Annotated in this window: 31 protein-coding genes; 13 read left to right on the forward strand and 18 right to left on the reverse strand. The window is 60.9% G+C overall.

All coding sequences use genetic code 11. The features are described 5' to 3' along the window. Window positions 1–162 precede the first annotated feature (162 nt). The gene (locus tag Q1V60_RS06255; RefSeq protein WP_300628453.1) at window positions 163–429 is read left to right on the forward strand and encodes a DUF6555 family protein; all 267 of its coding nucleotides are present in this window, start codon (window positions 163–165) and stop codon (window positions 427–429) included. Between the two features lie 418 nt (window positions 430–847). Here the strand turns inward: Q1V60_RS06255 and Q1V60_RS06260 are convergent, their stop codons facing one another. From Q1V60_RS06260 to Q1V60_RS06275, 4 genes are all read right to left on the reverse strand, one after another. Continuing rightward, a complete protein-coding gene (locus tag Q1V60_RS06260) occupies window positions 848–1,399 on the reverse strand; it encodes an ATP-dependent Clp protease proteolytic subunit (RefSeq protein ID WP_300628454.1) in 552 nt (183 codons plus the stop codon). A 53-nt stretch (window positions 1,400–1,452) separates the two neighbouring features. Next, the gene (locus Q1V60_RS06265) at window positions 1,453–1,803 is read right to left on the reverse strand and encodes a general stress protein (protein WP_300628456.1); all 351 of its coding nucleotides are present in this window, start codon (window positions 1,801–1,803) and stop codon (window positions 1,453–1,455) included. Between the two features lie 78 nt (window positions 1,804–1,881). Further along, window positions 1,882–2,070 (reverse strand): hypothetical protein, encoded by a 189-nt coding sequence (locus Q1V60_RS06270; RefSeq protein WP_300628458.1) that lies wholly within the window; start codon window positions 2,068–2,070, stop codon window positions 1,882–1,884. Between the two features lie 48 nt (window positions 2,071–2,118). Further along, window positions 2,119–2,295, reverse strand: a complete 177-nt coding sequence (locus Q1V60_RS06275) for a general stress protein (RefSeq protein WP_003190478.1) — start codon at window positions 2,293–2,295, stop codon at window positions 2,119–2,121. A gap of 136 nt (window positions 2,296–2,431) precedes the next feature. Between Q1V60_RS06275 and Q1V60_RS06280 the strand changes: the two genes are divergently transcribed. Together Q1V60_RS06280 and Q1V60_RS06285 are read left to right on the forward strand one after the other, a co-directional pair. Continuing rightward, a complete protein-coding gene (locus tag Q1V60_RS06280) occupies window positions 2,432–2,752 on the forward strand; it encodes a hypothetical protein (RefSeq protein WP_300628461.1) in 321 nt (106 codons plus the stop codon). After that, a complete protein-coding gene (locus tag Q1V60_RS06285; RefSeq protein WP_300628462.1) occupies window positions 2,749–4,248 on the forward strand; it encodes a GGDEF domain-containing protein in 1,500 nt (499 codons plus the stop codon). The genes Q1V60_RS06280 and Q1V60_RS06285 overlap by 4 nt, the downstream gene beginning before the upstream one ends. Window positions 4,249–4,297: 49 nt before the next feature. Here the strand turns inward: Q1V60_RS06285 and Q1V60_RS06290 are convergent, their stop codons facing one another. Both Q1V60_RS06290 and Q1V60_RS06295 read right to left on the reverse strand, forming a co-directional pair. Beyond that, window positions 4,298–4,516: a hypothetical protein gene (locus Q1V60_RS06290; protein WP_300628463.1), complete on the reverse strand. Its 219-nt coding sequence runs from the start codon at window positions 4,514–4,516 to the stop codon at window positions 4,298–4,300. After that, a complete protein-coding gene (locus tag Q1V60_RS06295; protein WP_300628464.1) occupies window positions 4,516–4,812 on the reverse strand; it encodes a hypothetical protein in 297 nt (98 codons plus the stop codon). The genes Q1V60_RS06290 and Q1V60_RS06295 overlap by 1 nt, the downstream gene beginning before the upstream one ends. Window positions 4,813–5,030: 218 nt before the next feature. Between Q1V60_RS06295 and Q1V60_RS06300 the strand changes: the two genes are divergently transcribed. From Q1V60_RS06300 to Q1V60_RS06310, 3 genes are read left to right on the forward strand one after another with little or no spacing between them, the layout of a single operon-like run. Next, window positions 5,031–5,252, forward strand: coding sequence for a PLD nuclease N-terminal domain-containing protein (locus Q1V60_RS06300; protein ID WP_300628465.1), 222 nt, complete (start codon window positions 5,031–5,033; stop codon window positions 5,250–5,252). A gap of 17 nt (window positions 5,253–5,269) precedes the next feature. Further along, window positions 5,270–5,785, forward strand: a complete 516-nt coding sequence (locus Q1V60_RS06305; RefSeq protein WP_300628467.1) for a hypothetical protein — start codon at window positions 5,270–5,272, stop codon at window positions 5,783–5,785. An 8-nt stretch (window positions 5,786–5,793) separates the two neighbouring features. Further along, a complete protein-coding gene (locus Q1V60_RS06310) occupies window positions 5,794–6,237 on the forward strand; it encodes a YetF domain-containing protein (RefSeq protein WP_300628469.1) in 444 nt (147 codons plus the stop codon). A 15-nt stretch (window positions 6,238–6,252) separates the two neighbouring features. On the opposite strand, the gene Q1V60_RS06315 is transcribed toward Q1V60_RS06310, so the two are convergent. Continuing rightward, complete coding sequence (locus Q1V60_RS06315) at window positions 6,253–10,389, reverse strand: CheR family methyltransferase (protein WP_300628471.1); 4,137 nt, start codon at window positions 10,387–10,389, stop codon at window positions 6,253–6,255. A 285-nt stretch (window positions 10,390–10,674) separates the two neighbouring features. On the opposite strand from Q1V60_RS06315, the gene Q1V60_RS06320 reads away from it, so the two are divergent. After that, window positions 10,675–11,532 (forward strand): SDR family oxidoreductase, encoded by an 858-nt coding sequence (locus Q1V60_RS06320; RefSeq protein ID WP_300628472.1) that lies wholly within the window; start codon window positions 10,675–10,677, stop codon window positions 11,530–11,532. Between the two features lie 87 nt (window positions 11,533–11,619). On the opposite strand, the gene Q1V60_RS06325 is transcribed toward Q1V60_RS06320, so the two are convergent. The 4 genes from Q1V60_RS06325 to Q1V60_RS06340 all read right to left on the reverse strand — a co-directional run bounded on the left by Q1V60_RS06325 (window position 11,620) and on the right by Q1V60_RS06340 (window position 13,348). Then, the gene (locus tag Q1V60_RS06325; protein ID WP_300628474.1) at window positions 11,620–11,859 is read right to left on the reverse strand and encodes a hypothetical protein; all 240 of its coding nucleotides are present in this window, start codon (window positions 11,857–11,859) and stop codon (window positions 11,620–11,622) included. Next, window positions 11,856–12,113, reverse strand: coding sequence for a DUF6555 family protein (locus Q1V60_RS06330; protein ID WP_300628476.1), 258 nt, complete (start codon window positions 12,111–12,113; stop codon window positions 11,856–11,858). The genes Q1V60_RS06325 and Q1V60_RS06330 overlap by 4 nt, the downstream gene beginning before the upstream one ends. A gap of 90 nt (window positions 12,114–12,203) precedes the next feature. Continuing rightward, window positions 12,204–12,485, reverse strand: coding sequence for a hypothetical protein (locus Q1V60_RS06335; RefSeq protein ID WP_300628477.1), 282 nt, complete (start codon window positions 12,483–12,485; stop codon window positions 12,204–12,206). Between the two features lie 98 nt (window positions 12,486–12,583). Then, entirely contained in the window at window positions 12,584–13,348 is a 765-nt protein-coding gene (locus Q1V60_RS06340; RefSeq protein ID WP_300628478.1) for an OBAP family protein, read from the reverse strand. Window positions 13,349–13,521: 173 nt separating this feature from the next. On the opposite strand from Q1V60_RS06340, the gene Q1V60_RS06345 reads away from it, so the two are divergent. After that, window positions 13,522–14,625, forward strand: coding sequence for a M42 family peptidase (locus Q1V60_RS06345; RefSeq protein ID WP_300628479.1), 1,104 nt, complete (start codon window positions 13,522–13,524; stop codon window positions 14,623–14,625). A gap of 18 nt (window positions 14,626–14,643) precedes the next feature. Next, window positions 14,644–15,144, forward strand: coding sequence for a CinA family protein (locus tag Q1V60_RS06350; RefSeq protein WP_300628481.1), 501 nt, complete (start codon window positions 14,644–14,646; stop codon window positions 15,142–15,144). A gap of 3 nt (window positions 15,145–15,147) precedes the next feature. Here Q1V60_RS06350 and Q1V60_RS06355 read toward each other — a convergent pair whose 3' ends face one another. Together Q1V60_RS06355 and Q1V60_RS06360 are read right to left on the reverse strand one after the other, a co-directional pair. Next, window positions 15,148–15,444: a hypothetical protein gene (locus Q1V60_RS06355; RefSeq protein ID WP_300628482.1), complete on the reverse strand. Its 297-nt coding sequence runs from the start codon at window positions 15,442–15,444 to the stop codon at window positions 15,148–15,150. A 31-nt stretch (window positions 15,445–15,475) separates the two neighbouring features. Continuing rightward, a complete protein-coding gene (locus Q1V60_RS06360) occupies window positions 15,476–15,730 on the reverse strand; it encodes a hypothetical protein (protein ID WP_300628484.1) in 255 nt (84 codons plus the stop codon). Window positions 15,731–15,926: 196 nt separating this feature from the next. Here Q1V60_RS06360 and Q1V60_RS06365 point away from each other — a divergent pair, with 196 nt between their 5' ends. Further along, complete coding sequence (locus Q1V60_RS06365; protein ID WP_300628485.1) at window positions 15,927–16,076, forward strand: hypothetical protein; 150 nt, start codon at window positions 15,927–15,929, stop codon at window positions 16,074–16,076. Between the two features lie 232 nt (window positions 16,077–16,308). On the opposite strand, the gene Q1V60_RS06370 is transcribed toward Q1V60_RS06365, so the two are convergent. The 4 genes from Q1V60_RS06370 to Q1V60_RS06385 form a co-directional block, all read right to left on the reverse strand. Next, a complete protein-coding gene (locus Q1V60_RS06370; protein ID WP_300628486.1) occupies window positions 16,309–17,655 on the reverse strand; it encodes a cytochrome c in 1,347 nt (448 codons plus the stop codon). Between the two features lie 16 nt (window positions 17,656–17,671). Beyond that, entirely contained in the window at window positions 17,672–19,906 is a 2,235-nt protein-coding gene (locus Q1V60_RS06375) for a molybdopterin cofactor-binding domain-containing protein (RefSeq protein ID WP_300628489.1), read from the reverse strand. Then, a complete protein-coding gene (locus tag Q1V60_RS06380; RefSeq protein ID WP_300628490.1) occupies window positions 19,906–20,364 on the reverse strand; it encodes a (2Fe-2S)-binding protein in 459 nt (152 codons plus the stop codon). The genes Q1V60_RS06375 and Q1V60_RS06380 overlap by 1 nt, the downstream gene beginning before the upstream one ends. 168 nt (window positions 20,365–20,532) lie before the next feature. After that, window positions 20,533–21,435 carry a LysR family transcriptional regulator gene (locus Q1V60_RS06385; RefSeq protein ID WP_300628492.1) on the reverse strand — a complete coding sequence of 301 codons (903 nt, stop codon included), beginning with the start codon at window positions 21,433–21,435 and terminating at the stop codon, window positions 20,533–20,535. 106 nt (window positions 21,436–21,541) lie between these two features. Here Q1V60_RS06385 and Q1V60_RS06390 point away from each other — a divergent pair, with 106 nt between their 5' ends. Together Q1V60_RS06390 and Q1V60_RS06395 are read left to right on the forward strand one after the other, a co-directional pair. Next, complete coding sequence (locus Q1V60_RS06390) at window positions 21,542–22,903, forward strand: MFS transporter (protein WP_300628494.1); 1,362 nt, start codon at window positions 21,542–21,544, stop codon at window positions 22,901–22,903. Then, complete coding sequence (locus Q1V60_RS06395) at window positions 22,900–24,174, forward strand: glucarate dehydratase family protein (RefSeq protein WP_300628496.1); 1,275 nt, start codon at window positions 22,900–22,902, stop codon at window positions 24,172–24,174. The genes Q1V60_RS06390 and Q1V60_RS06395 overlap by 4 nt, the downstream gene beginning before the upstream one ends. A 67-nt stretch (window positions 24,175–24,241) precedes the next feature. Here the strand turns inward: Q1V60_RS06395 and Q1V60_RS06400 are convergent, their stop codons facing one another. Then, complete coding sequence (locus Q1V60_RS06400; RefSeq protein WP_300628497.1) at window positions 24,242–25,180, reverse strand: LysR family transcriptional regulator; 939 nt, start codon at window positions 25,178–25,180, stop codon at window positions 24,242–24,244. A gap of 107 nt (window positions 25,181–25,287) precedes the next feature. Between Q1V60_RS06400 and Q1V60_RS06405 the strand changes: the two genes are divergently transcribed. After that, window positions 25,288–26,787 (forward strand): CoA-acylating methylmalonate-semialdehyde dehydrogenase, encoded by a 1,500-nt coding sequence (locus Q1V60_RS06405; protein ID WP_300628498.1) that lies wholly within the window; start codon window positions 25,288–25,290, stop codon window positions 26,785–26,787. Window positions 26,788–26,953: the final 166 nt, after the last annotated feature.

The following is a 26,953-nucleotide window of genomic DNA, read 5'->3' on the forward strand; positions in this document are numbered from 1 at the left end:
GAGAAAGAAAAAAAGTAGCGGGGGTTTATTTTTTTTCATGAACTGCCGACGAATGGTCTCTCGGTTACAGGAGCGCAACATGTGAATAAGGTCGTTATTTAGTTTGGAAAAAATTCTGAACCTTCGTTCTGATCAAGCCACAAAAAATCAGAAGGAGCAGTTATGAAAAATTCTCTATACATCATCGAATACGACTATCACCATGAACCGAAGTCTTTCATTATAAGGGCGGACGTCATGAATAACGCGGAGGCGTGGCATTGGGCATGTTGCGATGTAGGGATCGGCATCATTCCACGGTCGCGCAATGAAAAGATAAAGCGTATAAGCAAACCGCTTGCGGAGCGCTATGGCATTGAAAATGTAAGATGGCGCACGTCCGGCAGTGTTCCATTTGTTGCAAAACCGTATGTGCCGCCTCCACCTTAATGAATTGATTGTATGCATGCTCGCATTCATTCGGATGCTTGAGTGATGGGTCTAAATCCTACTGTTTTCCTCGACGTTCCTGCAGGCTGTACAGCTTTTGGACGCTGCGTTGAAGCGCCTCTTCCATGAATTCGGCCAGATACCGCTGTTTGCATGCCGGGCAGAGCATTTCAGACGCTGTCGACACCAGGTATGCAGGTTCCTCCGTGGTCGAGTCATAGGGCTGTTTGCATTGAATGCACCGGCGATTCGCTTGTGAGTCGGGCACATCGATCCCTCCCTGAATGATGTGCCACCATTCATTAATGGACGGATGTTTTCAACCCTTAAACATGCGAATTTCAAACAAGCGCTTAGTTGATGTTTTAATGCCAGTATCAGAGTGCGACATCAACGTCCGACAGCGCAGCGCCCGGCGTCAGGAATGTATGAAGCTGCTCACGAACTCCGCCTTGATGACCGGCGGTTCGATCCCATGGATCAGGCCGGTCGCGAGCGCCTGGTGCGGATCAAGAATGCGCGGTGCAGCGATCAGGTACTTTTCCGTTTCCAGCTGTTCAGCCGCATCCAGGGTGCGCTCGGCCACAATGCGCGCATACAGCTGCAAGTCGTAATCGAGGCTCATGGCGTATTCGGACATGCGCGAATGATCGACCGCGCCTTGCACATGCCAGTGAAATGGATGGAACAGGAATTTGCTGTGGGTGCAGGCCGTTCGGCGTTCACCCGCGAGAAAAATGATATTGCCCATTGATTCCACCGTGCCCAGGTTATGGGTATGCACCGGGATCGGCAGGGAGAGCAGGAAGTTGTACATCGTAAACCCGTAGCTGCATTCGCCGCCCATGGTCGCGATGTTCAGGACCAGGCCCGAGGCACCTTGCTGCACGGCCAGCGAGGCTTTCTCGATCAGTTGGCTGCAGGTTGAGGCGGTAACAGGGCCGGTAAAATTAATAACGTGTAAAGGCATAGTGTCCCTCGTCAATGAAAGCAGGGGAGCCTTGCTCCCCTGCATCAAGCACATCAACTGTTGCGGCCGCCACCATGGCTGTTTTCGCCGCCTTTACGCCCGGCTTCGGAGGCTTTCTCCCGGTCGTTGGCGAAATTACCCCCGCTGTTCTGGCCACCTTTGCTACCGGCTTCGGCGGCGCGTTCAGGATCGTTCCTGAAATTGCCCCCGCTGTTCTGACCGCCTTTGCTACCGGCTTCGGCGGCGCGTTCGGGATCATTCTTGAAGTTACCGCCGCTGTTTTGGCCACCCTTGCTGCCAATCTCTTGATAGAACTCTTTGTCATGGGAAGCGGAAGTGGCTTCGCCACCTTTCTTACCGGCTTCATTGACGCTCATCTGGCCGTTTCTGTCTTGAGTACTCATGTTCAGTCACCTCGTCGTTATGTCGGTAATAAAACGTTCACTTCGATCTTGCAGGAAACTTACACTTAGCCGCACGGGCTACAGGTTTCTTTCACACAGTGGTGGTGTTTGCGGCGCGCCGACCGTGGCTTCGGCGAGTTCAGCGACTTGCCGGCGTTCATAACACGCAGTGGTGTTGGCGCGCACGCCGGTCCTTGCCTCAGTTCGCACTTCCACGACCGGCTGGCGGTGTAACTCGCCACGCTGGTAATCAATTGACGCTCGCATGATTGATGCCCTTTTATAAAGGAACGGAGCAGCGGTGCCGCCTCCTAGTTATGACTTGCGTCCACCACCGTGGCTATTTTGGCCGCCTTTACGGCCCGCTTCCGACGCTTTCTCGCGGTCATTGGCAAAGTTGCCGCCCGATGCCTGGCCACCTTTCTTTCCCGCCTGCGAAGCCTTCTCGCGATCATTAGCGAAGTTACCAGGGTTTTTATTGCTAGTGGTCATAACAATACTCCAAGTTCAGTTGTCGTTTCGCTAGTTGCCCATTGATGCAATGGACATCTATTCGGATTAGAGCAGGCAGGCAGATGTTTTGAAATTTTTTGGAAATGGCGATGAACGGTAGTGTGTATAAAGAAACTTGTACAAGACCGATAATTTCCATGCCGCTTCGTATAACTTTTTACAGCGTGAAAGAGCGAAAGTTGATATTGAAATAGTGGCGTTCCTGCCGCCAAGGTTAGTTGCAGTGTGCTGTTTGAACATTGATAAACCGCGCCTGCGGCTGGCGATGACCCTCGCCTGGCGCCGTCTGCAACCCGCACGAACCTGTGCGCACGCCGTTGCTGCGGCTCCGCCGGACTGCTTGTATGCTTGCGCCCCGGAACCGGTGGCCCCTTTGAGTACCGGCGTTCGAATGATGGCTGGAATGGAAACCGGAGTGCTTAAGGTGCTGACGTGAAGCGCGATACCCGTCTTGTGATGCTTTTGCTGTTGGTGATCGGCTGTTCCCTGACGTCGTTAACGATCTGGAAAGTCTTGTCTTCCCGTGAGCGTGCGCTGGCGGAAGTGGATGTGCATGGCCTGAACCTCACCCAGGCGCTCACTACCTACACCGAAGGTATCGTGCGGCAAAGCGCGCTGCTGTTGCTGGGGCTGGTCGAACGCCTGGAAACCGAAGGCACCGGCCCGGCGCAGGTCCAGCGCATCAGCGCGTTGATACGTCTCCAGCAGCCGCTGATGCCGCAACTCAGCGGCATCACCATCTATGACCAGCAGGGCCGCTGGCTGATGTCGTCCAACCGCATGATTCCGGTAGGTGCCAACAGCAGCGCACGCACCTATTTCATCCATCACCGCGACGATCCGAGCCGTGAACCTTTTATTGGCCCGCCAATTCAGAGCCATATCAATCAGGAGTGGGTGGTTACCATCAGCCGTCGCTTCAATGACGCGGCCGGCAACTTTGCCGGGGTGGTGGCTGTGACGCTGGGGGTGGAAAACTTTTTGCGTGTGTTCGGCAAACTCGACGTCGGCCAGGACGGCGCGATCGGTTTGTCGTATACCGATGGCACCTTGCTGGTGCGTTATCCCTTTCGCGAGCAGGACATGGGCCGTAACTTTTCCAGCTCGCCGATCTATTCCCAGTACCTGGTCGACCGCTCCGTCGGCACCGCGTCGCACACCTCAAGCCTGGATGGGGTAGCGAGGCTGTATGCCTTTCGCAAAAGCGAAAGCCTGCCGTTGATCACCACCGTCGCCCTGGGCAAACACGAATCGCTGGCGGCCTGGCGTATGGAAGCCGCGTTGTCGGCGGTGGTGGTGGCGGGGCTGCTGGGGCTGACGGGGTTGATCGGCTGGTTTCTGATCCTCGATATCCGCCGACGAACCCTGGCCGAAGAGGCGCTGTGTATCGCCCAGCAACAATTGCTCGAGTCCAATCGACAGCTTGAGTTATTGGCGATGAAGGACGCACTAACTGGCTTGGCCAATCGTCGCTGCTTCGATGAGGCGCTGGCCCTGGAAGCGCGCCGGGCACAACGCAACGGCGCGACGCTGGCATTGCTGATGATCGATATCGACTATTTCAAACGCTACAACGATGCCCTCGGTCATGTCGCCGGCGATGCCTGCCTGCAGAAGGTCGGCAGCCTGTTGCAAACGTGCGTGCGACGCCCGTCGGATCTGGTGGCGCGTTACGGCGGAGAGGAAATAGCGATCATCATGCCCGCCACCGACAGCGACGGCGCGGCCGTGGTGGCGCACCTGATCCTTGATCGGCTGCTGCAGGCCAATATCGCCCACCCGGATAGCCCATACGGGCGGGTGAGCGTGAGCATCGGCATTGCGACGAGAGCGGGCGTTGAGCTGGAGCCCGCGCTCGGTTTGATCGAGGCGGCGGATAAGGCGCTTTACAGCGCGAAAGCGGCAGGGCGCAATGGATGTGCGCTGAGCTGAAGAGGACCTTTCCCGACTAACCCACCTGTTTAATCATCTGTGTCTACGCTCAGTCGGCACACGCCAACGCCGAACGGCGACTGCCCAGTTTGCGCAGGCGCTCAACCGGCGTATTCGCTATCGCTTCCTCATGCAACGCCGTTTCCAGCGCCTCCAAATGTCGCGAAAGAATCTTTACCGACCCGCTTGGGTTGGCCGGGTCGAACGGGATCTTGCCATTGGCGACCAATACCATCGCCAGCTCCCAGGCGCGCTGTGCGTTATTCATCATGCTGCCTCCTTTTCACGGCCAACTTGCGGATGCTCAACCGCCACGCGTGGTGCGTGCGGCGGAAAATGTGTATTGAGCACGCCCAGGTGGTCTATCGCTTCACAGAACAGCGCTTGGGCCTTGCCGCGCAGGCGCAGGTATTCAATGAACATGTCGCTATCGAAATCGGCGCGCTCCAGCAGGTCGAATGCGCTGCGGCTAAGAGCGTTGGCCTCATTGAAGAGTTTCTGGTTCTGTTCCAGTGCCAAGTCGCGGCAGGCCAGTCGTTGAGTGTAAGTGTCGTTGTATTGCATGGCGTAAGTCCTTCTTCAACAGGTTCCGATATCCGATAGAGGTGGGACCGGCCGGAACCGCAGCGGTATCAATTTGGTTGCCATTGAAATATCGATCAATTCAACGATTCAGTTCCGTTCAAACTATCGTTTATTTAGATTCAGCAGCCGTCAGCCCAAAAATTCTGAACCCTACGAGCGCCGTGCAAACCTAATGCTTCATAAACGGGAGGTGCACCATGCAAGTAACGTATTTCTGGATCGGCCTGATGATCATTCTGTTGTTGCTCGACCTGTGGGTCCTCAACAGCGTGTGGCGTAGCGAAAATTCCTCGGGGAGCAAGGCCGGATGGACCGCCGTGGTGGTCCTGCTGCCGTTCCTCGGCGCGGTGATATGGGCAGTGTCCGGCCCGCGCGGTGTGACGAAAGGGCCGTCCTCGCCGGAGCACAGCAAGGGCTGAAAAAAGAGGGGCGGGGTATGCGTGAGTCAGAGCCTGGCGACCTGCACAGCCGCGACTATCCGGTACGTGAGGACATGCGTTTGCAACGCAAGGTCTGGCGCTTCGAGCGGCTGGGGTGGTACGGGCTGGTCGTGCTGATCGTACTGACGCTGGCGGGGCTGTTCTCCAAAGGGCCGTTGAGTACCACCCAGGTGCGCAGCGCCGATGGGCAGCTGCGCGTCGAGTACCAGCGCTTCCTGCGCAATGGTTCCTCCGACGCGTTGGTGATCCATGCGCAAGGCACTGCGCGCACGCCGCTGGAAGTCGAAATCAACGGTGAGCTGTTGCAGGGCTTCGACGTGGAAATGCTCCAGCCCCCGCCACTCAAGGCCAGCACGGCGGGAGAGGGGGTTAAGCTGTGGACGCTGAGCGACGATCAAGGGCGGGCTACGCTGTATTTGACCTTGCGCAGTGACGGCGTCGGCAACTTCGACACCCGAGTATCGCTGGTCAACGGCGCGACGGTGGACGTGTCCCAGTTCATTTATCCCTAGAGGCACTCATGGATTCAGTCTTGCGGGCGGCGGCGATTTACCTGGTGTTGCTGATACTGTTCAAGATCGCCGGCAGGCGCTCTCTTGCAGAGCTCACCACCTTCGACCTGGTGTTGTTGATGGTGATTGGCGAGGCCACTCAGCAGGCGTTGCTGGGCGATGATTTCTCGCTGACCAATGCGGTGCTGGTGATCGTCACGCTGATCGCTATCGACATCGGTTTTTCATTGGTCAAGCAGCGTTCGTTGTGGGTGTCACGCTTGCTCGATGGCGGGCCGACCGTGGTGGTCGAACAGGGCCGCGTACTCCACGAACGCCTCAAGCGCGCACGCCTGGATGAAGACGACATTCTGGAGGCGGCGCGGTCGGCCCAGGGTATTCTCGAGATCAAACAGATCCGCTTCGCGATCCTTGAGCGCAACGGCAAGATCTCGGTGATCCCTTACGAATGACCCGGCCTGGCGCCGCTAACGGCGCAGGCTTTCAATCAAGCTGATCAGTGCGTCATGGGTGACAGGTTTGCTGACATGGGTGCTGAAGCCTGAGTCAGCGGTTTTCTTCTGGTCACTGCTGGCACCGTATCCCGTCAGGGCGATGGCGGGTACTTGCTGAAGGTGGCTGATCTGTCGCAATTGTTGCATCAGTTCATGGCCGTTCATGTTCGGCATGCCGATGTCCGAAATAATCAGGTCGTAAGCCGTTTCGCGGGCCGCTTCCAGAGCCTGCAACGGGTCATCGAAAGCACTCACTTGTGCGCCTTCCATTTCCAGCAGCATATTCAGCACTTCAAGCACATCCCGGGAGTCGTCCACCAGCAGCACCTTGACGCCCGCCAGGGGCTCGTCCGAAGGCGCCGTGGCGTCGAGGAGCGGCAGGCAGTCCTGTTGCGCGCTAAGCGGTAGCGATATCGAGAAGGTGCACCCAAAACCCAAGCCCTTGGAGTACACGCTGACCGTGCCATCGTGGGCTTCGACCAGTTGCCGTACCAGGGAAAGGCCAATACCCAGCCCTTCGCGTTGATGGGTCTGGTGTTGATTTGCCGCCTGCCCGAACAGGTCGAAGATCTTTTCCAGGTTGTCTTCGGCGAGCCCGGCGCCGCTGTCGATCACGTCCAGCCGCGCATAGCCCTCGGTACGGCTGACGACCAACTGCACGCGACCGTTTTGCGGGGTGAATTTCAGCGCGTTATTGACCAGGTTCCAGATCACCTGTTCGAGGCGCGTAGGGTCGGCGTCGATGAACAAGGCCTCCGGAGCCGCAGGTTTTTGCAGGGTTATCCGGTAGCCATGGTTGTCGGCGAGCACCACGGCGTAGATATCTTCCAGCGTGCGGATCAGGTCGATCGGCTGTTTTTTCAGTTTGAGCTTGCCGGTGCGCACCCTGGCCACATCCAGCAGGTCATCAATGATGCGCGCCTGGCTGGAAACCGCCTCGCAGATGGTGTTTACCGCCTTCAGCGCCGGGCCTGCGGCCTTGGTGGCCGGCAGGCGCCGCAACAGCTCGGCGTTCAGTTGGATCAGGTTCAACGGATGCTTGAGTTCGTGGGACATCACCGCGAAGAACTCATCCTTTAGGTGGCTGGTGGTCTGGGTTTCCATCAGCCGCTGACTCTGCTCATCCTGGGTGCGCTTGTGCCCGGTGAGGTCACGGGCGATCTTGACGTAGCCTTGCAGGCTGTTGCTGGTCAGCTGGGTGACTTCACCGCTGCAATAGAAACGGGTGCCGTCCTTGCGCACATGCCAGCGCTCATCTTCGCCGCGCCCGTGTTCGCGGGCGGCGCGCAGCTCGCTTTCCGGGATGCCGGCGGTGCGGTCCTCGGGCGAGAAAATCAAATCGTAATAGGCACCGAGCACTTCCTGCTTGGTGTAGCCGAAGATCAGCTCGGCCCCGGTGTTCCAGTCGGTAATGGCGCCATGGTCATCCAGAATGATGATGGCAAAGTCATGTGTGCTGTCGGCGACCAGGCGCATGCGCTCTTCACCCAGGCGCAGTTCTTCTTCGGCCTGGCGCCGCTTGGTGATGTCGATAAAGGTCAACACTGTGCCGTCGATGTGGTCTTCGCTGGAGCGGTAGGGCAGCAGGCGCGCGATGTACCAGCGGTCGTCCTTGCTGCTGATTTCACGTTCGATGATGCTCAGCGACTCGAATACCGTCGAGGCATCGTCGGTCATTTCCGGGTAACTGAGGCGATGGGTGATGTCCATCAGCGAGCGCCCGGTGTCCACCGGCAGCATGTTGAAGAGGTCGGTGGCCCGTGGGGTGAACCAGCGGATGCGCATATTGCGGTCGACGAACACGGTAGCGATATCGGTGGAGGCGATCAGGTTGGTCAGGTAGTCATTGACCTTGTCGGTCTCCTCCACCTTGGTCTTGAGTTCGAAATTGACCGTCAGCAGTTCTTCGTTGATCGACTGCAACTCTTCCTTACTGGTTTCCAGCTCTTCGGTGGCCGAGCGCAATTCTTCATTGACCGCCTGCATTTCTTCGTTGGACGCCTTGAGCTCTTCGCTGGAGACTTCGGCCTGCTCGATGGTGTCCTGCAGATGCAGCTTGGTCCGTTGCAGCTCCCGCTCCAGGTTGCTCATCACCAGGTTTTCGGCATGGTCGGTGGCGGTCCCTTCGGCGTGCTGCGGGTCGACTTCAGTCTCCTGGAAAATCACCAGCACATAATCGCTTTCGGTGGCTTCGTCCCGGTAGGGAAGGGCGGTGACATCGATCAGGTAGTGAGCATGCTCGCGCTCGATCCGCACTTTGCGCGACGTCACCGCCACGCCCGCTTGCTGGACCTGGAACAGCGTCGTGCGGATATCCAGGCGCAGGTCCGGGTGCACCAGGGCCAGCAGGTTGCGGGTCATTTCCCCGGCCACATGGCGCAGGAAGCGGCCCGCGCCTTCGCTCATGTGCAGGATGTCGGCCTGCATATCCACAACAACGCTGGGCGGCGCGGCCTTCTCCAGTGCGCGCAAGTGAATGTCGGCGAACGAGATCTTGTTCGGCACCTTGACCTGCGCGGCAGCGGTCGTGGCGTTCGGACGCAGGTAGCCACCGCGCGGCATCGTGGGCGCGCGACGCATGGCCGCCGAACCGGCACGTACGCGAAAGATGCGGTTGCGCTTGTCCACCGGCACGAACAGATCCAGGCAACCGTCGGCTGACTCCGAGGAACCGAGGAACAGGTAGCCACCGGGGCGCAACGCAAAGTGGAACATTTGCAGGATGTCGCGCTGCACTTCACGGTCCAGGTAGATCAACAGGTTGCGGCACACGATCAGGTCGATCTGCGAGAAGGGCGGGTCAGTCAACAGGCTGTGCTTGGCGAACAGCACTTTTTCACGGATCTCCTTGCGCACCCGATAGTGTTGGTTTTTTTCCTTGGCGAAGTACTGGCGCAGGCGCGGCGGCGGCACGTCGGTAATGATCGCTTCCGGGTAAACGCCGTTACGCCCATGGTTAATCGCGCGCTCATCGATATCGGTGGCGAACACCTGCATTTTTGCATCGCTGGCATCCAGGGCCAGTTGCTCGGCAACCAGCATCGCCAGGCTGTAGGCCTCTTCGCCAGTTGAGCAACCGGCCGACCAGATGCGCACCTCTTCGCGCTTGGGGACGCTGTCTTCCAGTGACTTCACCAGGTTGGGAATCACATCGCGTTCGAGCGCTTCGAAGGCCTCACGGTCGCGGAAAAAGTTGGTCACACCGATCAGCATGTCGCCGAGCAATGCTTTGGTTTCTTCCGGGTGCGCCTGGAGGTATTCGTAGTAGCTGCCCAGGTCGGGCTGGGCAGTGACCTGCAGGCGTCGTTCGATGCGACGCAGTACCGTGGCCCGCTTGTAATGCTTGAAGTCGTGACCGGTGCTGAGCCGCAGTTGAATCAGGATATCCAGCAGCAACTGTTCCGCCACTGCCGCGTCACGTTCAGTCGCGGGGGGCGTGGTTTTGATCTCCGGGTCATTGGCGGTGGGCAGGATGATGGACTGGGCGTTGTGCCACAGGTCCAGCAGTTTTTGCGGCATTTCCACCACCGGCAGCACCAGGTCGGCCATTTGGGTTTCGATAGCCGCCAGTGGCATGCCGTCGAACTCCGCGTCTTCCGGCGATTGCACCAGAGTGACGCCGCCCTGTTCCTTGATACGTGAAAGCCCTACCGCGCCATCCGAGCCGGTGCCCGACAGGATCACGCAAAACGCGTGTTCTTTATGAGTGTCGGCCAGGTCGCGAAAAAACAGGTCGATGGCGATATGCGAGCCCCCCTCGCGCACCGACGGCGTGACCCTCAAATAGCCATCATTCATCAACAAGTGCAGCGCAGGCGAAATCACGTACACCCGGTTTTCTTCGATGGCCGTTGTGTCAGTGACCTGCAGCACCGGCAGAGCGGTCGACTCCTGAATGATTTTATCCGCCACGCTTTGATGATCGGGGGACAGGTGCAGGATCACCACAAAGGCCATGCCGCAGTCTTGGGGCATGTGTTCGAAAAACGCCTTCACCGCCTGCAAGCCGCCCGCTGATGCGCCAATACCCACGACCGGAAAGTTCAGGTCGCTGGGGATTCGATCCCTGCGTTGCGGAACGTTAGGCGACCGCGAAGGGGCAGACTTCATAAATACCAACCTTGGTTAACTGCGCAGGGCATGAAAATGATCGAGATGAGGGATAAACACATGCGGAATATAGCCGAAAAGGGGGTTGTAACAGAACGCTTCGACATCAATCGATGCTCCCTCGGGCAGCCCTCTTCAGTCGACGGGCGCGCATCGTAGAAGGTTTGTTCAGTCGGACGAGCGGTGCGCACCCAGTGGCACGGTCATCTGATTTTTTGAAAATTGCTCTGAACTATCGTGCTCGGCGAGCCCTCGCAACACTAACCACACACAGGAGGGAATCCGATGACTAACTACCCAAAACCACCCTTCAAGCCACAGCGGCAGCCCGTTCCCGGCGACCAGCGCAAGATGGAGCCGATGCCCGATTGCGGTGAGCAAAGCTACAAAGGCTCCGGCCGAATGGCGAACAAGATTGCCTTGATCACCGGCGCCGACAGCGGTATCGGGCGTGCGGTGGCGATTGCCTTCGCTCGCGAAGGCGCGGACGTTGCCGTGTCGTATCTGGACGAGCATGAGGATGCCAAGGAGACCGCGCGCTGGGTCGAGGCGGCGGGGCGTCAATGCCTGCTGTTGCCCGGTGACCTGGGCGATGCCGCGCAGTGCAGCGCCATCGTTAACGACACGGTGAAAGAATTCGGGCGTATTGATGTGCTGGTCAACAACGCGGCGTACCAGATGACCTATCAATCGCTGGAAGACATTTCTGACGAAGACTGGGTAAAAACCTTCAACATCAACATCACCGCCATGTTCAGGATCTGCAAGGCGGCGCTGCCGCACATGGCGGAGGGCAGCTCGATCATTAACACCACCTCGGTCAACTCCGACATGCCCAACCCGTCGCTGCTGCCGTATGCGGCCACCAAGGGTGCGATTGCGAACTTTACCGCAGGCCTGGCGCAGATGCTGGGTGAGCGCGGGATACGCGTGAACAGCGTGGCGCCGGGACCGATCTGGACGCCGCTGATCGTGTCGACGATGACTGACGACATGGTGAAGGATTTCGGTGGCAACACCCCGCTGGGACGCCCCGGCCAACCGGTGGAAGTGGCACCTATCTATGTGCTGCTGGCCTCGGATGAGGGCAGTTATATCTCGGGCGAACGCTATGGCGTCACCGGCGGCAAGCCGATCCTGTGAACTCAGGCATGCCCCTGGTGGCCAGGGGCATGCCTGACTGGCCTAACCCGTGGCGAGGGAGCGAGTGCTCTCGCCACGCGAAGGCGTTTACTTTTTTCTCGCCCGATGAATACGCATCCACTCTTGATAAGCGGCGGTACGCTGCGCATCGGCGATTTTCTTTGCCTCGGTGAAGCGCGCCCAAGTCGTCGCATCGCCGCTATAGGATTCGATGATTTTGTACGCGAGCGCATCGAGTCGATCCGCTTCGAAAAACATCTGGGTGTTTTGCGCCACCTCGTTATCCACTGCCTGACGCTTTGTATAACCCAGCACTTGACCGTTCATTGTGTCACGCCCTCCGCCCACTGAATCTGCGCCGCACCGCACCAGTGCACGTCCGTGATGCCGTACTTCTCCGCCATCGGTTTGGAGACGCGCTTGAGGTTGTTTTGCCCGAACCTGGGGATGATCGCCACGCCGGCATCGCAGCTGGCCCAGTGCCATGCTTCCGCATTATTCATGCGCGCCGCTCGCACGATGAAGGACCTGGGCCTGCCGTGAAGTTGATAATTGATGGTAAATAGCTCGTTGTTTTTCATGAGGCCTCCCTATGCTCATGAACTACAGATATTTGGCGCCATAAATAATTCAAAGAAGTTGTCGGACAAAGCGATGAGGTGCGCGCAGCCTTAATCGTCCACGGTGAACGTGACCCAGCCTGCGCCGTCGGCCGGGCGTTCCAGCGCCGCTATCACGCCACTGACGGAGGTGCCGTCGGCTAAATTGACCGTGACGAAATTGGGGTTGCCGGGCCATTCCAATGGGCTGGAAAAGTCCAGGCGAACCAGAGTGGGTTTACCGCTGCTGGTCATCTTTATGTCGACGTTGTCGTTCAGGCGTTCGTCCGCTTCGGTGCCTAAATGACGGGAAGCCGTGATGACGCTGGCAGTGCCTTGATGCTCATAAGACATGTGTGGACTCCTCATATGAAGGGCGACTGATGCACCCCGGTTATTGTGTGGCAAGCGCCGGCAAGTGATCGTTCAATCCAAATGACCGGCTGCCGCCGTCAGTGCTGGTGGTTGGTGTGGGTAGGGTCGACGATCTGGATGACGTTGCCCTGGCGCCAGGCGTCCGCACCGGGCGCGATCGGCGGAGCGGGGATGTCGGCGCGATTGGCCTTTTTGTCGGCACTGTCGACCCCCAAGCGCTTATCCCGCTCGGCGACCATTTTCGGATCGGCCTGGCCGTCCGCGGTGAACCCCATCATCAATTGGGGCACACCCAAGGGCAGGCGCTTGTGCAGGTCGGTATGCCAGGTGTGCCAGGTCTTGCCGTAGGTATGCACCAGTTTTTCCATCAGCGCGTGTTCGGCCACCTCGGGGATACCGGGGGCGACCAGTTGGCCTGACTTCACCTCATGCACATGGCTGTGCCACAAGGCTTTTTCGGCCGTCGGCAACGTGTTGAACAACTGTTCGCTGATGATGTACTCCACGCCCATCAACTTGGCGTCCTTGCGGTTGCCGTCGTAAATCACGCACTGGATCACCTCTTCGTTGAGGATGGCGCAGTAGTGATGAGCTTCCATCTGCACGTCGGGATGGCCGTTGTAGAAGTGAAAGCCGTCCAGGTAGGCATTCAGTGCATCAATGGGCGGGCGCGATTGCAGCAGGGCGGCGCCGGCATCCAGTGTGCGGGTACTGGGTGATTTGGCCTCACCGGGCGCGACGACGTTTGACGCGGAGTCGTTGCCGGCGCAGGCGGTCAGCGTGGCAATGGAGATCGCCAGGCACAGCGAATGCAGCGCGGGTTGCAGGCGGGTTGTGATCATTCGGGAATCCCTCCATGGGCGGTTCTGGAACACATCTAGAAAGCCTGCCGAAGTGGGTGTTCAACCGAATTTATGCGCCTGCCTGTGCGAGCAGGAAGATTTGTGGAACATCCGTTCGCCGTACCGGGTCATTTTTTATAAGTGTTCAATCGCGCGAATGGAGACCACCCCGAATGCAGCCCCAGCCAGACGATGCTCGACCTGCCCACAACGCCCCGACCGCAACGGACGCCATCGCTCAATTGCTTCATCAACTGTTGCTCGCCCGTGGTCCCGGCGGCCAGGAGGATGAGGTGCGCGCCATTTGCCTGGAGCGTCTGCGGCCGCTCTGTGACGAAACCTGGGTGGACCCTGCCGGTAATGTTATCGGCCTGATCAGAGGCACGCAGGGCGATGGCGAACCCAGGCGCGCGGTCAGCGTCATGGCGCATATGGATGAGATCGCCATGGTGGTCAAGCATGTCGACACCGACGGCACGTTGCGGGTGACCGCGTTGGGCGGCGCCAACCCGGTGAATTTCGGCATGTGCCCGGTGGACATACTGGGCGATCACCAGATCATTCCGGGTGTGCTGTCTTTTGGTTCGATGCACGCGACCGGCAATGCGCCCCAGGGCGCCGATGTGCTGTCAGGGAATGTGCACTGGAATGACGTGCATGTGATCACCCGTTGCTCAGTCGATACCTTGCATGACTACGGCGTGCGCCCCGGCAGTCGCGTCACGCTGAGCCGCCATTGGCGTGCGCCGTTTCGAGTGGGGGATGCGATTGCCGCGCACTTTCTGGATGACCGCGCGCCCATTGCCGCTGTACTCCATGGCGCGCAGTGCCTGGACCGGCGCCGGGAGGAACTTGCGTGCGATGTGTATTTTGTCTTCACCACCCTGGAAGAAGAATGCAATGCCGGTGCGATGTATGCGGCGCGAACACTGCCGGCCGATACCACCATCGCGGTGGAGGTCGGCCCGGTCATGAGCGAATACGGCACCTGCCTGGGCGTCGATCCGATCGTCAATACGGGTGACCTCAAAGGCTATTACACACGCTCCGTGGTGACCGGCCTGGCGGCCGCCGCGCAACGCTGCGGTTACGCGCCTCAATATGCGCTGCTGGTGGATTTTGCCTCCGATGCCAGCGCCGTCATGAGTAACGGCACCTCGGCGTGCGGCGGTTGCCTGGCGATTCCAACGGAAAATACCCACGGCTATGAGCTGATTGTGGATGGCGCGATTGAGGCTTGTGCGCTGACATTGGCCGACTACCTTGCAACCTTTTGAATACAGGAGAGCAACACCATGGAGATAGCCGTTTCCACCATCGACTACCTGAAAAAACACCAGCTCACCCTGACCAGCGCCGAGTCGTGCACGGCGGGCAAGATCATCACGTTGCTGTCGGAGGTAGAGGGCGGCGGCTCGTGCATCGAGAGTGGCTATGTCGTCTACTCGCCGCAGGCCAAACAGCGCCTGTTGGGCGTGCGCGCGTACACGATTGACACCTTCAACCTCACCAGTTGTGAAGTCGCTCGCGAGATGGCCGAGGGCGCCTTGCGAGACAGTTCGGCAGAGGTCGCAGTCGCCACCACCGGCCTGCTCGGCCCGGATGATATGGATGGCATTCCCGCGGGCACGATTTGTTTTGCCTGGGCTTATCGGATCGAGAACAGGCTGAGCGTGTTCAGCCGCAAGGAGCGCTTCATGGGGTCCCGTGAAAACGTGCAGCTTCAAGCGACGCTGCACGCGTTGAAGTGGCTGACCCATTTTCACCAGCGTGCATTGGCGGGTGAGCGGGGTTAGCGGTCAGCGGCTCTCGGCCGGCCCGGGCTGGCGTTCAATGTTCAACAACAGTTCATCGGTGCCGCACGCCTGGGCGTCCACGAGCACACCGTGATAGGTGCGGTGTGCGGCCGTGATCGAAACGGTATGGGCCTTCGGCAACGCTTTGGGCCACGGCGACGGGATGCGCAGGGTCAGGCGCTCGCCGTTCTCGGTAATCTGCGCCGTGCATTCATGGGAGAGCGGGTTGACGCCGAGCAGCGTGTCTTGAAGGTAATCGATTTTGCAATGTTGCGACGGTGTACCAGTGGAGTCCGGCATGGCAAGCCTCGTTCTGTTCGTTGAGCTGCATTTAGCCCCCGGGTGAAAGGTGGGACGTTTTGCGTGAGACCACCATGTCTTCCAGGATGTCCCGTACGAGCCGGTTGGTGCCTGACTCGCCGTTGTAGCGGGCACGGTTGATAGTGGCGATGGTGAACTGATTGGCGTCGGGCGCGAGCACCGTGACGGACAGGCTGCTGTCTGGATTGATCATGCAAGTGACGCGGCAATTGGGCAGCCGCTGTGAGAGGGCGTGCTCGATTTCCGCTTTGGTCAACGTGTCCATGGGGTCACCGGTTAACAGGCCTGAGCGGATGAAGGTTAGCTCAAATTTCCTACACGTAAATGCTAGCAAGTTAATGGCAAGCCATTCGTCAGTCGCACAGCCTCCGCAGGGAACGTTCGGGTGCGGGTGTGGGCCACATGCAGCAAGGGCTGACGGCTTTTTCCATTCATTTACCCAATCGCCAACAGGTGTTCCTATGAAAAAGCTTTATATGTGTCTGAGCCTTTGCAGTGTGTTTTTGCTGCACGGCTGTTTCGACAATTCCGATAACACCACCAAGGGCAATACCAGCGGTAGCAAGTCGTCGGTGCAGATGCAGGAAGGCAAGGCCGACGAGAGCAAGTAGGCCAGCCCCGTCCTGTGTGGAGGGCTTGCCCCAATGCCTGTCGGTCAAGCGCTAGAGCGGACAACCTGTGACCGGTGGCGAGAGCGCTTGCTCCCGTTGGGTCGCGAAGCGGCCCCAGGAAATGGAACTGCTGCGCAGTCCAGCGCGAGCGAGCTCCCTCGCCACAGTACAGCGCTCTTTCTTAACTGACTGGCATCAGGGCTTGCTCCTTCACACATCGGATCGCTGTATATCAACGCATATGCAAAATGATCGGGCTGCTGCTCGCCGGGTCGGTATGCCCGCGCAACTTGCCCACCGCCTTCGCATCGACCGCGCCACCGTGGTTGCCCCAGTTACTGCGCACGTAGCTCAGCACATCAGCGATCTCCTGATCGGACAGTTGCTCGCGGAACGCCGGCATGCGGTAGGCGTCCGGCAGCCCGGCGGCCACCACCCGTTGCGAACCGTTGAGGGTGAGGTTGATCGCCGAGGCGCTTTCCTTGGCCAGCGCCGAAGTGGCCCCGGCCAGAGGCGGCATCCACTCCGGCTGGCCCTTGCCGTCCAGGCCATGGCAGGAGGCGCAGCGGGTCGCATAGGTATGGGCGCCGGGGGCGTTCTGGCGCGCCTCGGCGGCCACGGCTTGATACTGCCAGGGCGTGCCGTCGCGCTGCGGGTCGCCGGGCAGGGATTTGAGGTAGCGGGCGATGGCGGCCAGGTCGTCGTCAGCCATGAACTGTGTGGAGTTGTTGAACGCTTCGGTCATCGAGCCGTACACCACCGTGTGCTGGTTGCGCCCGGTCTTGAGGAATTGCACGATCTGCGCCTCGCTCCAGCGGCCCAACCCGGTGTTGGGGTCCTGGCGCAGGCTCGGTGCGTACCAGCCATCGAGCAAGGCGCCGGCCAGAAACGGTGCGCCGGACTGGTCCAGGGCCTTCTCGTTGAACGCCAGGCCGCGCGGCGTATGGCAACTGCCGCAGTGGCCGGGGCCTTGCACGATATAGGCGCCACGGTTCCACAGCGCGTCCTGGCCGGGGTTGGCCGCGTAGGGCGCGGTGGGTGCAAATACGCCATTCCACAGGGCGATGGGCCAACGCATATTCAGCGGCCAGGGAATATCGCTGGGGATATTCGGTTGGTTGGCCGGTTGCACGCCCTTCATGAAAAATGCGTACAGCGCTTTGATGTCGTCGTCGCTCAGTTTTACGTAAGAGGGGTAGGGCATCGCCGGGTACAGCCGTCGCCCGCCCGGCGCCACGCCGTGGCGTACGGCGCGGTCGAAGTCGGCGAGGCTGTAGTTGCCGATGCCATGGTCGCGGTCGGGGGTGATGTTGGTGGCATGAATCGCCCCCAACGGTGTGGCCATCTCCAGGCCACCGGCAAACGGCGCTTTGCCCGGCAGGCTGTGGCAGGCCACGCAGTCGCTCAGACGCGCGACATACTCGCCACGGCTGACCAGTGCCGGGTCGACAGGCCCGGCGGTTGGCTGTTCGAGCGGCGAGGCAGGCTCGCGGGTGACGTACCAGGCCAGCAGGCCTGCGACGACCAGGCAGGGCAGCGCCAGCCAGCCTGCGGTTCTTGCGAATCGGCGGTTGTTCATGGACGTTCCCTGTGGGTTAGCTGAAGGTGTAGCGGCTCAACGGCAAGCTGCGGATGCGCTGGCCGGTCAACCGGGCCACCGCATTGGCGACCGCCGGCGCCACGGCCGGTAGCGGCGGTTCGCCGATGCCCCCCATCTTTTCGCCGCTCTCGACGATCTTGACGTGTACCCGCGCCATGCGTGAGGGCGGCAGGATCGGATACAAATCGTAGTTGCGCGCACGGGGTTGGCCGTCCACGTAGACCGCTTCCTCCAGCAACGTTTGCGACAGGCCCAAGGCCACGGCGCCGTTGACCTGGGCTTCAATAATTGCCGGGTTGACGATGCTGCCGGGGTCGATGGCCTGCCATATGTCATGCACCTTGACCTGGCCGTTCTCAATCGACACTTCGGCGATCACCGCCGCGTGGGAACCGAAAGGTGAAGCCATGGCCACGCCACGGGCACGCCGGCTGCCGTCTTCGGCGGTGAAGGGCCCGCGCTTCCAGCCGCCGGACAGCTCGCCCACCGCCTGCAGCAGGGTGGTCAGCCGCGCATTGTCGCGCAGCAGGTGCCGGCGCAGTTCGTACGGGTCATGGCCACCTTTGTCCGCCAGTTCATCGAGGAACGCTTCGTAGAAGAAGTCGTTCAACGAATTGCCCACCGAACGCCAGTAGCCGAGCATGGCCGGGCCTTTGACGTAGATCTGCGCGATGCGCTTGTTGGGGATTGCATAACTTTTGCCCGACAGGCCCTCAAGGGCCGTGGGGTCGATCTTGTCGCCCTGTTTGCCGGCAATCGCTTCAGTGGGGCCTTCGGTGGCGCTCACCGCTTCGATGGCCACCGGCAGGCCTTTGTCATCCAGCGCGGCGCGGAACTTGACCACCGCGAGCGGGCGCAGCACATCGCGCACGAACTCTTCCTCACGGCTCCAGATCAGCTTGATCGGCCGGCCCACGGCCTTGGCCAGGGCGATAGCCTGTGGGTAGGGGTTGGCCGAGTCATACAGGAAATGCCGACCGAAAAAACCGCCCAGCAGCGGTGAGTGCAGGGTGATTTGCTCGAGGGTCAGGCCGGTGCGCTTGGCGATGTCGGCGCGGAACATATCCGGCGCCTGGTTCGGCAACCACACCTCCAGGGTGCCGTCGGGGTTATAGCGCGCCAGCGCCGAGGGCGGTTCCAGCTGGGCGTGGTTGAGGTATTGGTTGTGGTAGGTGGCGTCGACGCGGGTCTTGGCGCTTGCCAGCGTGGCGGCCACGTCACCCTCGTTCTCGTCGTCACGGGCGGGGCCCTGTTGAGCGGCGAGAAAGTCGCGGTGCTTGTCGCTGGAAAAGTCCGCCGGCATTACGCGCACGCTTGAGTCGGCGGCGGCTTCGCGCCAGTCCACCTGGAGCGCTTCAACGGCCCGCTTGGCGTGCCACCAGCGTTCGGCCACCACCGCCACGGCGCCGGGCAAGGTGTGCACCGAATGCACGCCTTTCATAGCCTCGACCTGGGCCTGGTTGCGCAGGGTGCCTGCGGTCATACCCAGACGCGGCGCGTGCTGCACGGCGGCATGGAGCATGCCGTCGACTTTCAGGTCGATGCAGTACTGCGCCTTGCCGGTGGATTTGTCATAGGCGTCCAGGCGCTTGACCGGCTTGCCGATCCAGCGGAACTGGCTCGGGTCGCGCAGGGTAATGCCGGCAGGGTCGGGCACGGGCATGTCCAGGGCGCGACCGGCCAACTCGCCGTAACCCAGCGAGCGGCCCGAGGCGGCATGCACCACGCGGCCGGGTTGGGTGGTGAGTTGGGCTACGGGCACGCCGAGTTGCTCTGCGGCGGCTTGCATCAACATGGCACGGGCGAGGGCGCCGAGGCGCCGCATGGTCGGGTAGCTCATGCGCACCGACATACTGCCGCCGGTGATGCGCATGCCGTTTTCCATCACCACATAGGCCTCACCGGGCGGGGCGGCTTCGACCACGAACGTGGCGGGGTCAGCATCCAACTCTTCGCCGATGATCTGCGCCATGGCGGTGTGCGTGCCCTGGCCACCTTCCATGAAGGGGCTGAGCAGGCGCACGCTGCCGTCCGGGCGGATCTCCAGGAACGCCGGCACCTGGGTGCCGCGCTCGGCGGCGCCGGTGGCGGCCTGTACCCGGGACGCGCCCAGCGGCAGGCCGAAACCGATCACCAGCGCACCGACGGCGGTACTCGCCAGGAAGCGCCGACGCGACAGGTTGATCGGCTCATCCAGGGTGACGCCGGGAAGGATCTGAGAAGTGGTCATCAAGCGCTCTCCTTCCCGGCGGCCAAGTCATCCATCGCCGCATGGATGGCGTTATAGGTGCCGCAGCGGCACAGGTTGACCATTGCCGCGTTGATCTGCTCCCTGGTAGGCGTCGGGGTGTGCTTGAGCAGCGCCGTGGCCGCCATCACCTGCCCGGACTGGCAATAACCGCATTGCGCCACTTGGCGCTCGACCCAGGCCGCCACCACGCGCTTGCCCACTTCATCGGCCTCAATGGCTTCGATGGTGGTGATCTCGCGACCGACCAATGCCGCCACCGGCGTGACGCACGAGCGCACCACGTTGCCGTCCACCAGCACCGAACACGCGCCGCACTGGGCCAGCCCGCAGCCGTATTTGGTGCCGGTCAGGCCCAAGTCGTCGCGGATCACCCACAGCAACGGCGTGTCGGCGTCGGCATCGACCTGATAGGCCTGTTGGTTAATACGTAATTCCATGGCGACTCACCTGCTGATCATCGGTTGGTGGTGCATAAGTGGCTTGGTTCTTATAGGAGTGGTGCGACTGCACGTCGCCCATCGTCGAACTCTAGTCCACCGCGCAAGGGCTATCTATGCGATAGCCTGCAAATTCAGAGGATCAGGCAAGTATTCAACAGGATTGGGTCAATCGGCGCGCACGGTGTCGCCCACGGCATGGCGGATACCTTCGAGCAGCATCGTGAACGCCGGGTTGTCGTTGTGCTCACGCCAGATCAGGTGCAATTCGCTCTGCGCGCCTTCCAGGTCGATATCGCGGAAAACCACGTTCTTGAACACCACACTGCTGGCGCAACGCGGCACAAGGGCCAGGCCCATGCCCGCGTTGACCAGCGCCAGGATGGTCAGCGATGAGCCCAGCCACTGCACATATTGCGGCGCTACACGGGCCGAGCGCAGCAGGCCGGTGAGCAATTCATTGAATGGAGGGTAGGCGGAATGGGCATACATCAGGAACGGTTGCGCATCCAGGTCCTGCACGCTGACGGCCTCTGCCTGGGCCAGCCGATGACTGCTCGGCACCGCCAGCACAAAGGGCTCGCGCACCAGGCATTCGGTGGCGTAGCCGGGCTCCAGCAGCGGCGCGCGCACGATGCCCAGGTCGATGCGCCGGGCGCGCAGGGCTTCGTATTGCTGGTAGGTGTTCATCTCGGACAGGTCGATCCTGACGTGAGGCTGCTTGAGCCGCGCCTCGGCGATCACTTTGGGCAAAAACTCATACACCGCGCTGCCGACGAAGCTGATATTGACCGTGCCGATATCGCCCTCGGCAAAGCGCCGTGCCGTGACCGCCGCTTGCTGGGCGCGCTCCAGCAGGTTCTGCGCCTCGATGAAAAATGCCCGACCGGCGGCGGTCAGCGCGACGCTGCGCGTGGTACGGGCAAACAGCGCCACGCCCAGATGATGCTCAAGCAGCTGGATCTGCCGGCTCAGCGGCGGCTGGGTCATGTTGAGGCGCTCGGCGGCGCGGCGAAAGTTCAGCTCGGTGGCCACGGTGGTGAAGCAGCGCAGTTGCGTCAGCTCAAACATTGATCTAATTCCGGTATCAATCGAATGCCAGGTTAGATTAGACGGGAACAATACCGGGCGTCCATCATCGAGCTGTCCCCAAAAAAATAATGAAAGGGAGTTGCCTGTGGATACCCTTCACAATGCGCCGGACCCAAGCGTGCTTGCCAGCGCCGCCGCCAAGGTCAAGCGCCATGTATTGCCGTTGTTCGTGGTGATGTTCATCGTCAACTACATCGACCGGGTCAATATCGGCTTCGTGCGCAGCCATATGGAAACCGACCTGGGCATTGGCGCGGCGGCCTATGGCCTGGGCGCCGGGTTGTTCTTTATCGGTTATGCGATCTTCGAAGTACCGTCCAACCTGTTGCTGCAACGCTACGGCGCGAGGGCCTGGTTGACGCGCATCATGTTCACCTGGGGCGCGGCCGCGATGGGCATGGCGTTTGTACAGGGAGAAACCAGTTTCTACGTGTTGCGCTTTATTCTCGGCGCCGCCGAAGCCGGGTTCTTTCCCGGCGTCATTTACTACTTCACCCAGTGGCTGCCGGCCAGCGAGCGCGGCAAGGCGATGGCGGTTTTCCTCAGTGGTTCGGCCATTGCCTCGGTGATTTCAGGGCCGGTGTCGGGCGCGTTGCTGAATGTCAACGGCTTGAGCCTGCATGGCTGGCAATGGATGTTCCTGATCGAAGGCTTCGCCTCTATCGTGCTTTGCGGCTTCGTGTGGTTCTGGTTGCAGTCCCATCCCCACCAGGCCAAGTGGCTCAGTGACGCGGAAAAACACGCCCTGGTCAGTGCCATCGCACTCGAGCAACAGGCCCGTGAGGCGAGCCAGAGCGTGCGGCCGTCGATCTTCAAACTGCTGGCCGACACACAGATCGCGCTGTTCTGCTTTATCTACTTTTCCATCGCCCTGACCATTTACGGCGCCACGTTCTGGTTGCCGAGCATGATCAAGAAAATGGGCGACCTGGGTGACTTTCAGGTGGGCTTGTTCAATTCAATCCCATGGTTGATTTCCATCGTCGCCATGTACGGTTTTGCCTCGCTGGCCAGCAAATGGAAGCACCAGCAGGCGTGGGTGTCACTGATGCTGGTGATCGCCGCGTTCGGCATGTTTATGTCCACCACCGGTGGGCCGGTGTTTGCTTTCGTCGCCATCTGTTTTGCCGCGATCGGCTTCAAGGCCGCTTCGGCGCTATTCTGGCCGATTCCCCAGGGCTACCTGGATGCGCGGATCGCGGCGGCGGTGATTGCCTTGATCAATTCGGTTGGCAATCTGGGCGGTTTTGTGGCGCCCACCACCTTCGGTTTGCTGGAGCAGACCACAGGCTCCATCGAGGGCGGCCTCTACGGTCTGGCGGCCACTTCGCTGGCGGCGGCGGTGGTGGTGTTCTTTGCCCGCACCGCGCCGCGCGGCGGTACACCGCCCACCCCATCTACGACACATCACACGTTGCGTCCAGGTCCACAGGGAGCCGTCTCTTGAAAATTATCCGCGTCACCGTCACCCCGATTGCCTTTCGCGACCCGCCGCTGCTGAACGCCAGCGGTATCCACGAGCCTTTCGCGTTGCGCTCGATCATCGAGATAGAAAGCGACACCGGCTACATCGGCCTCGGCGAAAGCTATGGCGATGCACCGGCGCTGGCGATCCAGCAACAGCTGCAGCCACAGCTGATCGGCCTGGACCCTTTCGACCTCAACGGCCTGCGCGCTATCGTCCAGGCCACCGTGGCTGCGCACAAACCGCTGAGCATTGCCGGTGCGGAGCTGGCGCCGGGCTCCCATGCCAGTAAAGCCGTCAGCAATGCCTATTCGGCGTTCGAAGTAGCGTTTCTCGACCTGCAGGCGCACGCGCTGAATGTGCCGTTGGTGGACCTGCTCGGTGGTGCGATTCGCGACCGGATACCGTTCAGTGCCTACCTGTTTTTCAAATACGCCCACCATATCGATTCGCCCTACCAGCCCGACAGTTGGGGCGAGGCCCTGACTGAAGCGCAGATCGTCGCCCAGGCCCGACGCATGCTCGAAACCTACGGCTTCAAAAGCATCAAGCTCAAGGCCGGTGCGCTGGAGCCCGAGCACGAGGTGCGCTGCATCAAGGCGCTGAAAAAGGCGTTTCCGGATGTACCGCTGCGTATTGACCCCAACGGTAACTGGTCCCTGCAAACCTCGATTCGCATGGCCGAACTGCTCGGCGATGACCTGCAATATTACGAAGACCCGACCCCCGGCCTGGATGGCATGGCCGAGCTGCACAGACGCACCGGCTTGCCCCTGGCGACCAATATGGTGGTGACCGATTTTGACGAGTTCCGCCGCAGCGTGGCGTTGAACAGCGTGCAGATCGTGCTCGCCGACCACCATTACTGGGGCGGCCTGCGCGACACCCAAGTGCTGGCGAAGATGTGCCACACCTTTGGCCTGGGCGTGTCGATGCACTCCAACTCACACCTGGGCATCAGCCTGATGGCCATGGCCCATGTAGCGGCCTCGGTGCCCAACCTCGACTACGCCTGCGACACCCACTACCCATGGCAGGAACCGGACGAGGAGGTGATCAAGGGCGGCAAGCTGCCCATCGTCGACGGCTGCGTGAGCATTACCCGCGCGCCGGGGCTGGGCCTGGAACTGGACCACGATCAGTTGGGCAAGCTGCATGATCAATACCTCAGTTGCGGTATCCGTCAGCGCGATGATGTGAAACAGATGCAGCGCTACCAACTGGACTGGAAAACCGTCAAACCGCGTTTCTGAAACAGGTCGCTTGCTTTGCCCGGTGACGCATCCGCGTGTGTCGCCGGGCTTTTTTTTGTGTGCTGCTTTAGCCCACGAATCGAAACCCGCCGGCCAGCTGCGCCTTTAAAAAGCCCACCAGCGCACTCACCGACTTCGGCACATGGGGCGAATACGGGCGAATCAAGTAGATCTCATCGGCAAACGCGCCCTTGAGCGCCCAACCTTTCAATACCTGCACCAGCTTGCCTTCGGCCAGCGCGGCATGGGCGCTGAAGTCCGGCAGCAGGGCGATGCCCAGGTGGTTGAGCGCCGCGTCGCGCAGGGCTTCGCTGTTGTTGGTGGCGAAGCTGCCGGCGATGGGGATGGTCAGGCGTTCGATGTGTTTGCCGCCGCGTTCGAAGGTCCAGGCCGGCTGGTCGGTGCCGCGTGGATAAAACAGGCAGTTGTGAGCCGACAGGTCGCCCGGCTCGCCGGGTTCGCCATGACGCTGCAGGTAGTCGCGGGTGGCAACCAGCACCGAGGCGGTGTCGCAGAGCTTCCAGGCCACATGGGTCTCGGGCACCTGGAAACCGTGGCGCACGGCCAGGTCGTAGCCTTCGGCGGCCAGTGAACTCAGGGCGTCGGACACATCCAGCTGAATCCGCACCTGCGGGTATTGCTGCAAAAATTGCGGCAGGTGCGGCACCAGTTGTTGCCGGGCGAATGCCACCGGGGCGGTCAGCCGCACCAGGCCACGCACTTCCCCGGCCAGGTCGCGCACCGAAGAGAAGCTGCGGGCGATGTGTTCATAAGCGCTGCGCACCTCGCGGGTTAATGACAGCCCGGCGTCGGTCAGCCGTACGCTGCGCGTGGTGCGCGTGACCAGCCTGGTGCCGGTGGCTTTTTCCAGGTCGGAAATACGCTGGCTCACCGCTGACTTGCTCACCCCGAGGCGCGCGGCGGCGGCGGTGTAGGTGCCTTGTTCTTCCAGTACGGACAGCCAATGGATGTGGGTCCACAGCCCTTCGATCTCAGATTTTTCCATGGGCCATTGTTCGCCAGAGTGCACAATAAGTTCAGGATTCTGCTCTGGTTCGGAACAAAGCGAAAGCCTAAGGTGTAGGCCAACGCTAACCACCGGGATCGCCTGCCATGCCTACTACCCTCGAGCATTACATCAACGACCAGCGCGTGAGCCGCGATGACCGCTATCAGGATGTCTACAACCCAGCCACCGGCGAAGTCACCGCACGCGTCGCCCTGGCCAGTCGCCAGACCGTGGCCGAAGCCGTCGCCGCCGCCCAGGCCGCCTTTGCCGACTGGGCCGACACCCCGCCGATCCGCCGCGCCCGTGTGCTGTTCCAGTACCTGCACCTGCTACGTGAACGCAAGGACGACCTGGCGCGCATCATCGTCGCCGAACACGGCAAGGTGTTTACCGACGCCCAGGGCGAAGTCGACCGTGGCATCGACATCCTCGAATTCGCCTGCGGCATTCCCAACCTGCTCAAGGGCGAGCATTCCGACCAGGTCTCCCGTGGCATGGACAACTGGACGATACGCCAGCCGCTGGGCGTGGTGGCCGGCGTAACCCCGTTCAACTTCCCGGTGATGGTGCCGATGTGGATGTACCCGATCGCCATCGCGGCCGGCAATACCTTCATCCTCAAGCCAAGCCCCACCGACCCGAGCGCCTCGTTGTTCATGGCCGAGCTGCTGCGTGAAGCGGGCTTGCCCAAAGGCGTGTTTAACGTGGTGCAAGGCGACAAGGAAGCGGTGGACGCGCTGATCGAACACCCGGACGTCAAGGCGGTGAGCTTTGTCGGTTCCACGCCGATTGCCCAATACATCTACGAGAGCGGCGCGCGCAACGGCAAGCGTGTGCAAGGCCTGGGTGGCGCGAAAAACCATATGGTGGTGATGCCCGACGCGGACATCGAGCGCACCGTCGACGCCCTGATGGGGGCCGCCTACGGCAGTGCCGGCGAGCGCTGCATGGCGATCTCGGTGGCGGTGCTGGTGGGGGATGTCGGGGACAAAGTCATTGCGGCCTTGACCGAGCGCGCCAAGACGCTGCGCATCACCGATGGCCGCGATTTGAAAGCCGAGATGGGGCCGATCGTGTCGCGGGCGGCGTTGGAGCGCATCAGTGGCTATATCGAACAAGGCGTACAAGCCGGCGCGCACTTGCTGCTCGATGGCCGTGACTACGTGCCCACCGAGCCCGGCCTGGAAAACGGCTTCTGGCTTGGCGCCACGCTGTTCGACCACGTGACCCGGGACATGAGCATTTACCGCGAAGAGATCTTCGGCCCGGTACTGGCCTGTGTGCGCGTGAACGACTTTGCCGAGGCGGTGAAGTTGGTCAATGACCACGAGTTCGGTAACGGCGTGAGCTGCTTCACCCGCGACGGCAACATCGCCCGCGAATTTGCGCGGCGCATTGAAGTGGGCATGGTCGGCATCAACGTACCCATCCCTGTACCGATGGCCTGGCACGGTTTCGGCGGCTGGAAGAAAAGCCTGTTTGGCGACATGCATGCCTATGGCACAGAAGGGGTGCGTTTCTACACCAAGCAGAAGTCGATCATGCAGCGTTGGTCTGAGAGTATCGAGCAGGGCGCGGAGTTTGCGATGCCCGTCTCGAAGTAAGCGTTAACCTGCGTTGCAGGGCGTGATGTGGGAGGGGGCTTGCCCCAATGCCAGTCAGTTAAGCGCTAGAGCAGGCAACCGTCGGCCTGTGGCGAGGGAGCTTGCTCCCGCTGGGCCGCGAAGCGACCCCAGAAAATGGGACTGCTGCGCAGTCCAGCGGGAGCAA

It is taken from the genome of Pseudomonas sp., assembly GCF_030147005.1.
Lineage (GTDB): Bacteria > Pseudomonadota > Gammaproteobacteria > Pseudomonadales > Pseudomonadaceae > Aquipseudomonas.

Coding starts and splice junctions, on each gene's coding strand:
- Q1V60_RS06365 (WP_300628485.1), top strand. CDS start 15,927: ATGAAAAAGCTTTATATGTGTCTGAGCCTTTGCAGTGTGTTTTTGCTG.
- Q1V60_RS06380 (WP_300628490.1), bottom strand. CDS start 20,364: ATGGAATTACGTATTAACCAACAGGCCTATCAGGTCGATGCCGACGCC.
- Q1V60_RS06270 (WP_300628458.1), bottom strand. CDS start 2,070: ATGCGAGCGTCAATTGATTACCAGCGTGGCGAGTTACACCGCCAGCCG.
- Q1V60_RS06325 (WP_300628474.1), bottom strand. CDS start 11,859: ATGAACGGTCAAGTGCTGGGTTATACAAAGCGTCAGGCAGTGGATAAC.
- Q1V60_RS06360 (WP_300628484.1), bottom strand. CDS start 15,730: ATGGACACGTTGACCAAAGCGGAAATCGAGCACGCCCTCTCACAGCGG.
- Q1V60_RS06310 (WP_300628469.1), top strand. CDS start 5,794: ATGGATTCAGTCTTGCGGGCGGCGGCGATTTACCTGGTGTTGCTGATA.
- Q1V60_RS06340 (WP_300628478.1), bottom strand. CDS start 13,348: ATGATCACAACCCGCCTGCAACCCGCGCTGCATTCGCTGTGCCTGGCG.
- Q1V60_RS06290 (WP_300628463.1), bottom strand. CDS start 4,516: ATGAATAACGCACAGCGCGCCTGGGAGCTGGCGATGGTATTGGTCGCC.
- Q1V60_RS06355 (WP_300628482.1), bottom strand. CDS start 15,444: ATGCCGGACTCCACTGGTACACCGTCGCAACATTGCAAAATCGATTAC.
- Q1V60_RS06350 (WP_300628481.1), top strand. CDS start 14,644: ATGGAGATAGCCGTTTCCACCATCGACTACCTGAAAAAACACCAGCTC.
- Q1V60_RS06275 (WP_003190478.1), bottom strand. CDS start 2,295: ATGACCACTAGCAATAAAAACCCTGGTAACTTCGCTAATGATCGCGAG.
- Q1V60_RS06375 (WP_300628489.1), bottom strand. CDS start 19,906: ATGACCACTTCTCAGATCCTTCCCGGCGTCACCCTGGATGAGCCGATC.
- Q1V60_RS06295 (WP_300628464.1), bottom strand. CDS start 4,812: ATGCAATACAACGACACTTACACTCAACGACTGGCCTGCCGCGACTTG.
- Q1V60_RS06305 (WP_300628467.1), top strand. CDS start 5,270: ATGCGTGAGTCAGAGCCTGGCGACCTGCACAGCCGCGACTATCCGGTA.
- Q1V60_RS06330 (WP_300628476.1), bottom strand. CDS start 12,113: ATGAAAAACAACGAGCTATTTACCATCAATTATCAACTTCACGGCAGG.
- Q1V60_RS06370 (WP_300628486.1), bottom strand. CDS start 17,655: ATGAACAACCGCCGATTCGCAAGAACCGCAGGCTGGCTGGCGCTGCCC.
- Q1V60_RS06405 (WP_300628498.1), top strand. CDS start 25,288: ATGCCTACTACCCTCGAGCATTACATCAACGACCAGCGCGTGAGCCGC.
- Q1V60_RS06255 (WP_300628453.1), top strand. CDS start 163: ATGAAAAATTCTCTATACATCATCGAATACGACTATCACCATGAACCG.
- Q1V60_RS06385 (WP_300628492.1), bottom strand. CDS start 21,435: ATGTTTGAGCTGACGCAACTGCGCTGCTTCACCACCGTGGCCACCGAG.
- Q1V60_RS06265 (WP_300628456.1), bottom strand. CDS start 1,803: ATGAGTACTCAAGACAGAAACGGCCAGATGAGCGTCAATGAAGCCGGT.
- Q1V60_RS06300 (WP_300628465.1), top strand. CDS start 5,031: ATGCAAGTAACGTATTTCTGGATCGGCCTGATGATCATTCTGTTGTTG.
- Q1V60_RS06315 (WP_300628471.1), bottom strand. CDS start 10,389: ATGAAGTCTGCCCCTTCGCGGTCGCCTAACGTTCCGCAACGCAGGGAT.
- Q1V60_RS06400 (WP_300628497.1), bottom strand. CDS start 25,180: ATGGAAAAATCTGAGATCGAAGGGCTGTGGACCCACATCCATTGGCTG.
- Q1V60_RS06335 (WP_300628477.1), bottom strand. CDS start 12,485: ATGTCTTATGAGCATCAAGGCACTGCCAGCGTCATCACGGCTTCCCGT.
- Q1V60_RS06320 (WP_300628472.1), top strand. CDS start 10,675: ATGACTAACTACCCAAAACCACCCTTCAAGCCACAGCGGCAGCCCGTT.
- Q1V60_RS06345 (WP_300628479.1), top strand. CDS start 13,522: ATGCAGCCCCAGCCAGACGATGCTCGACCTGCCCACAACGCCCCGACC.
- Q1V60_RS06260 (WP_300628454.1), bottom strand. CDS start 1,399: ATGCCTTTACACGTTATTAATTTTACCGGCCCTGTTACCGCCTCAACC.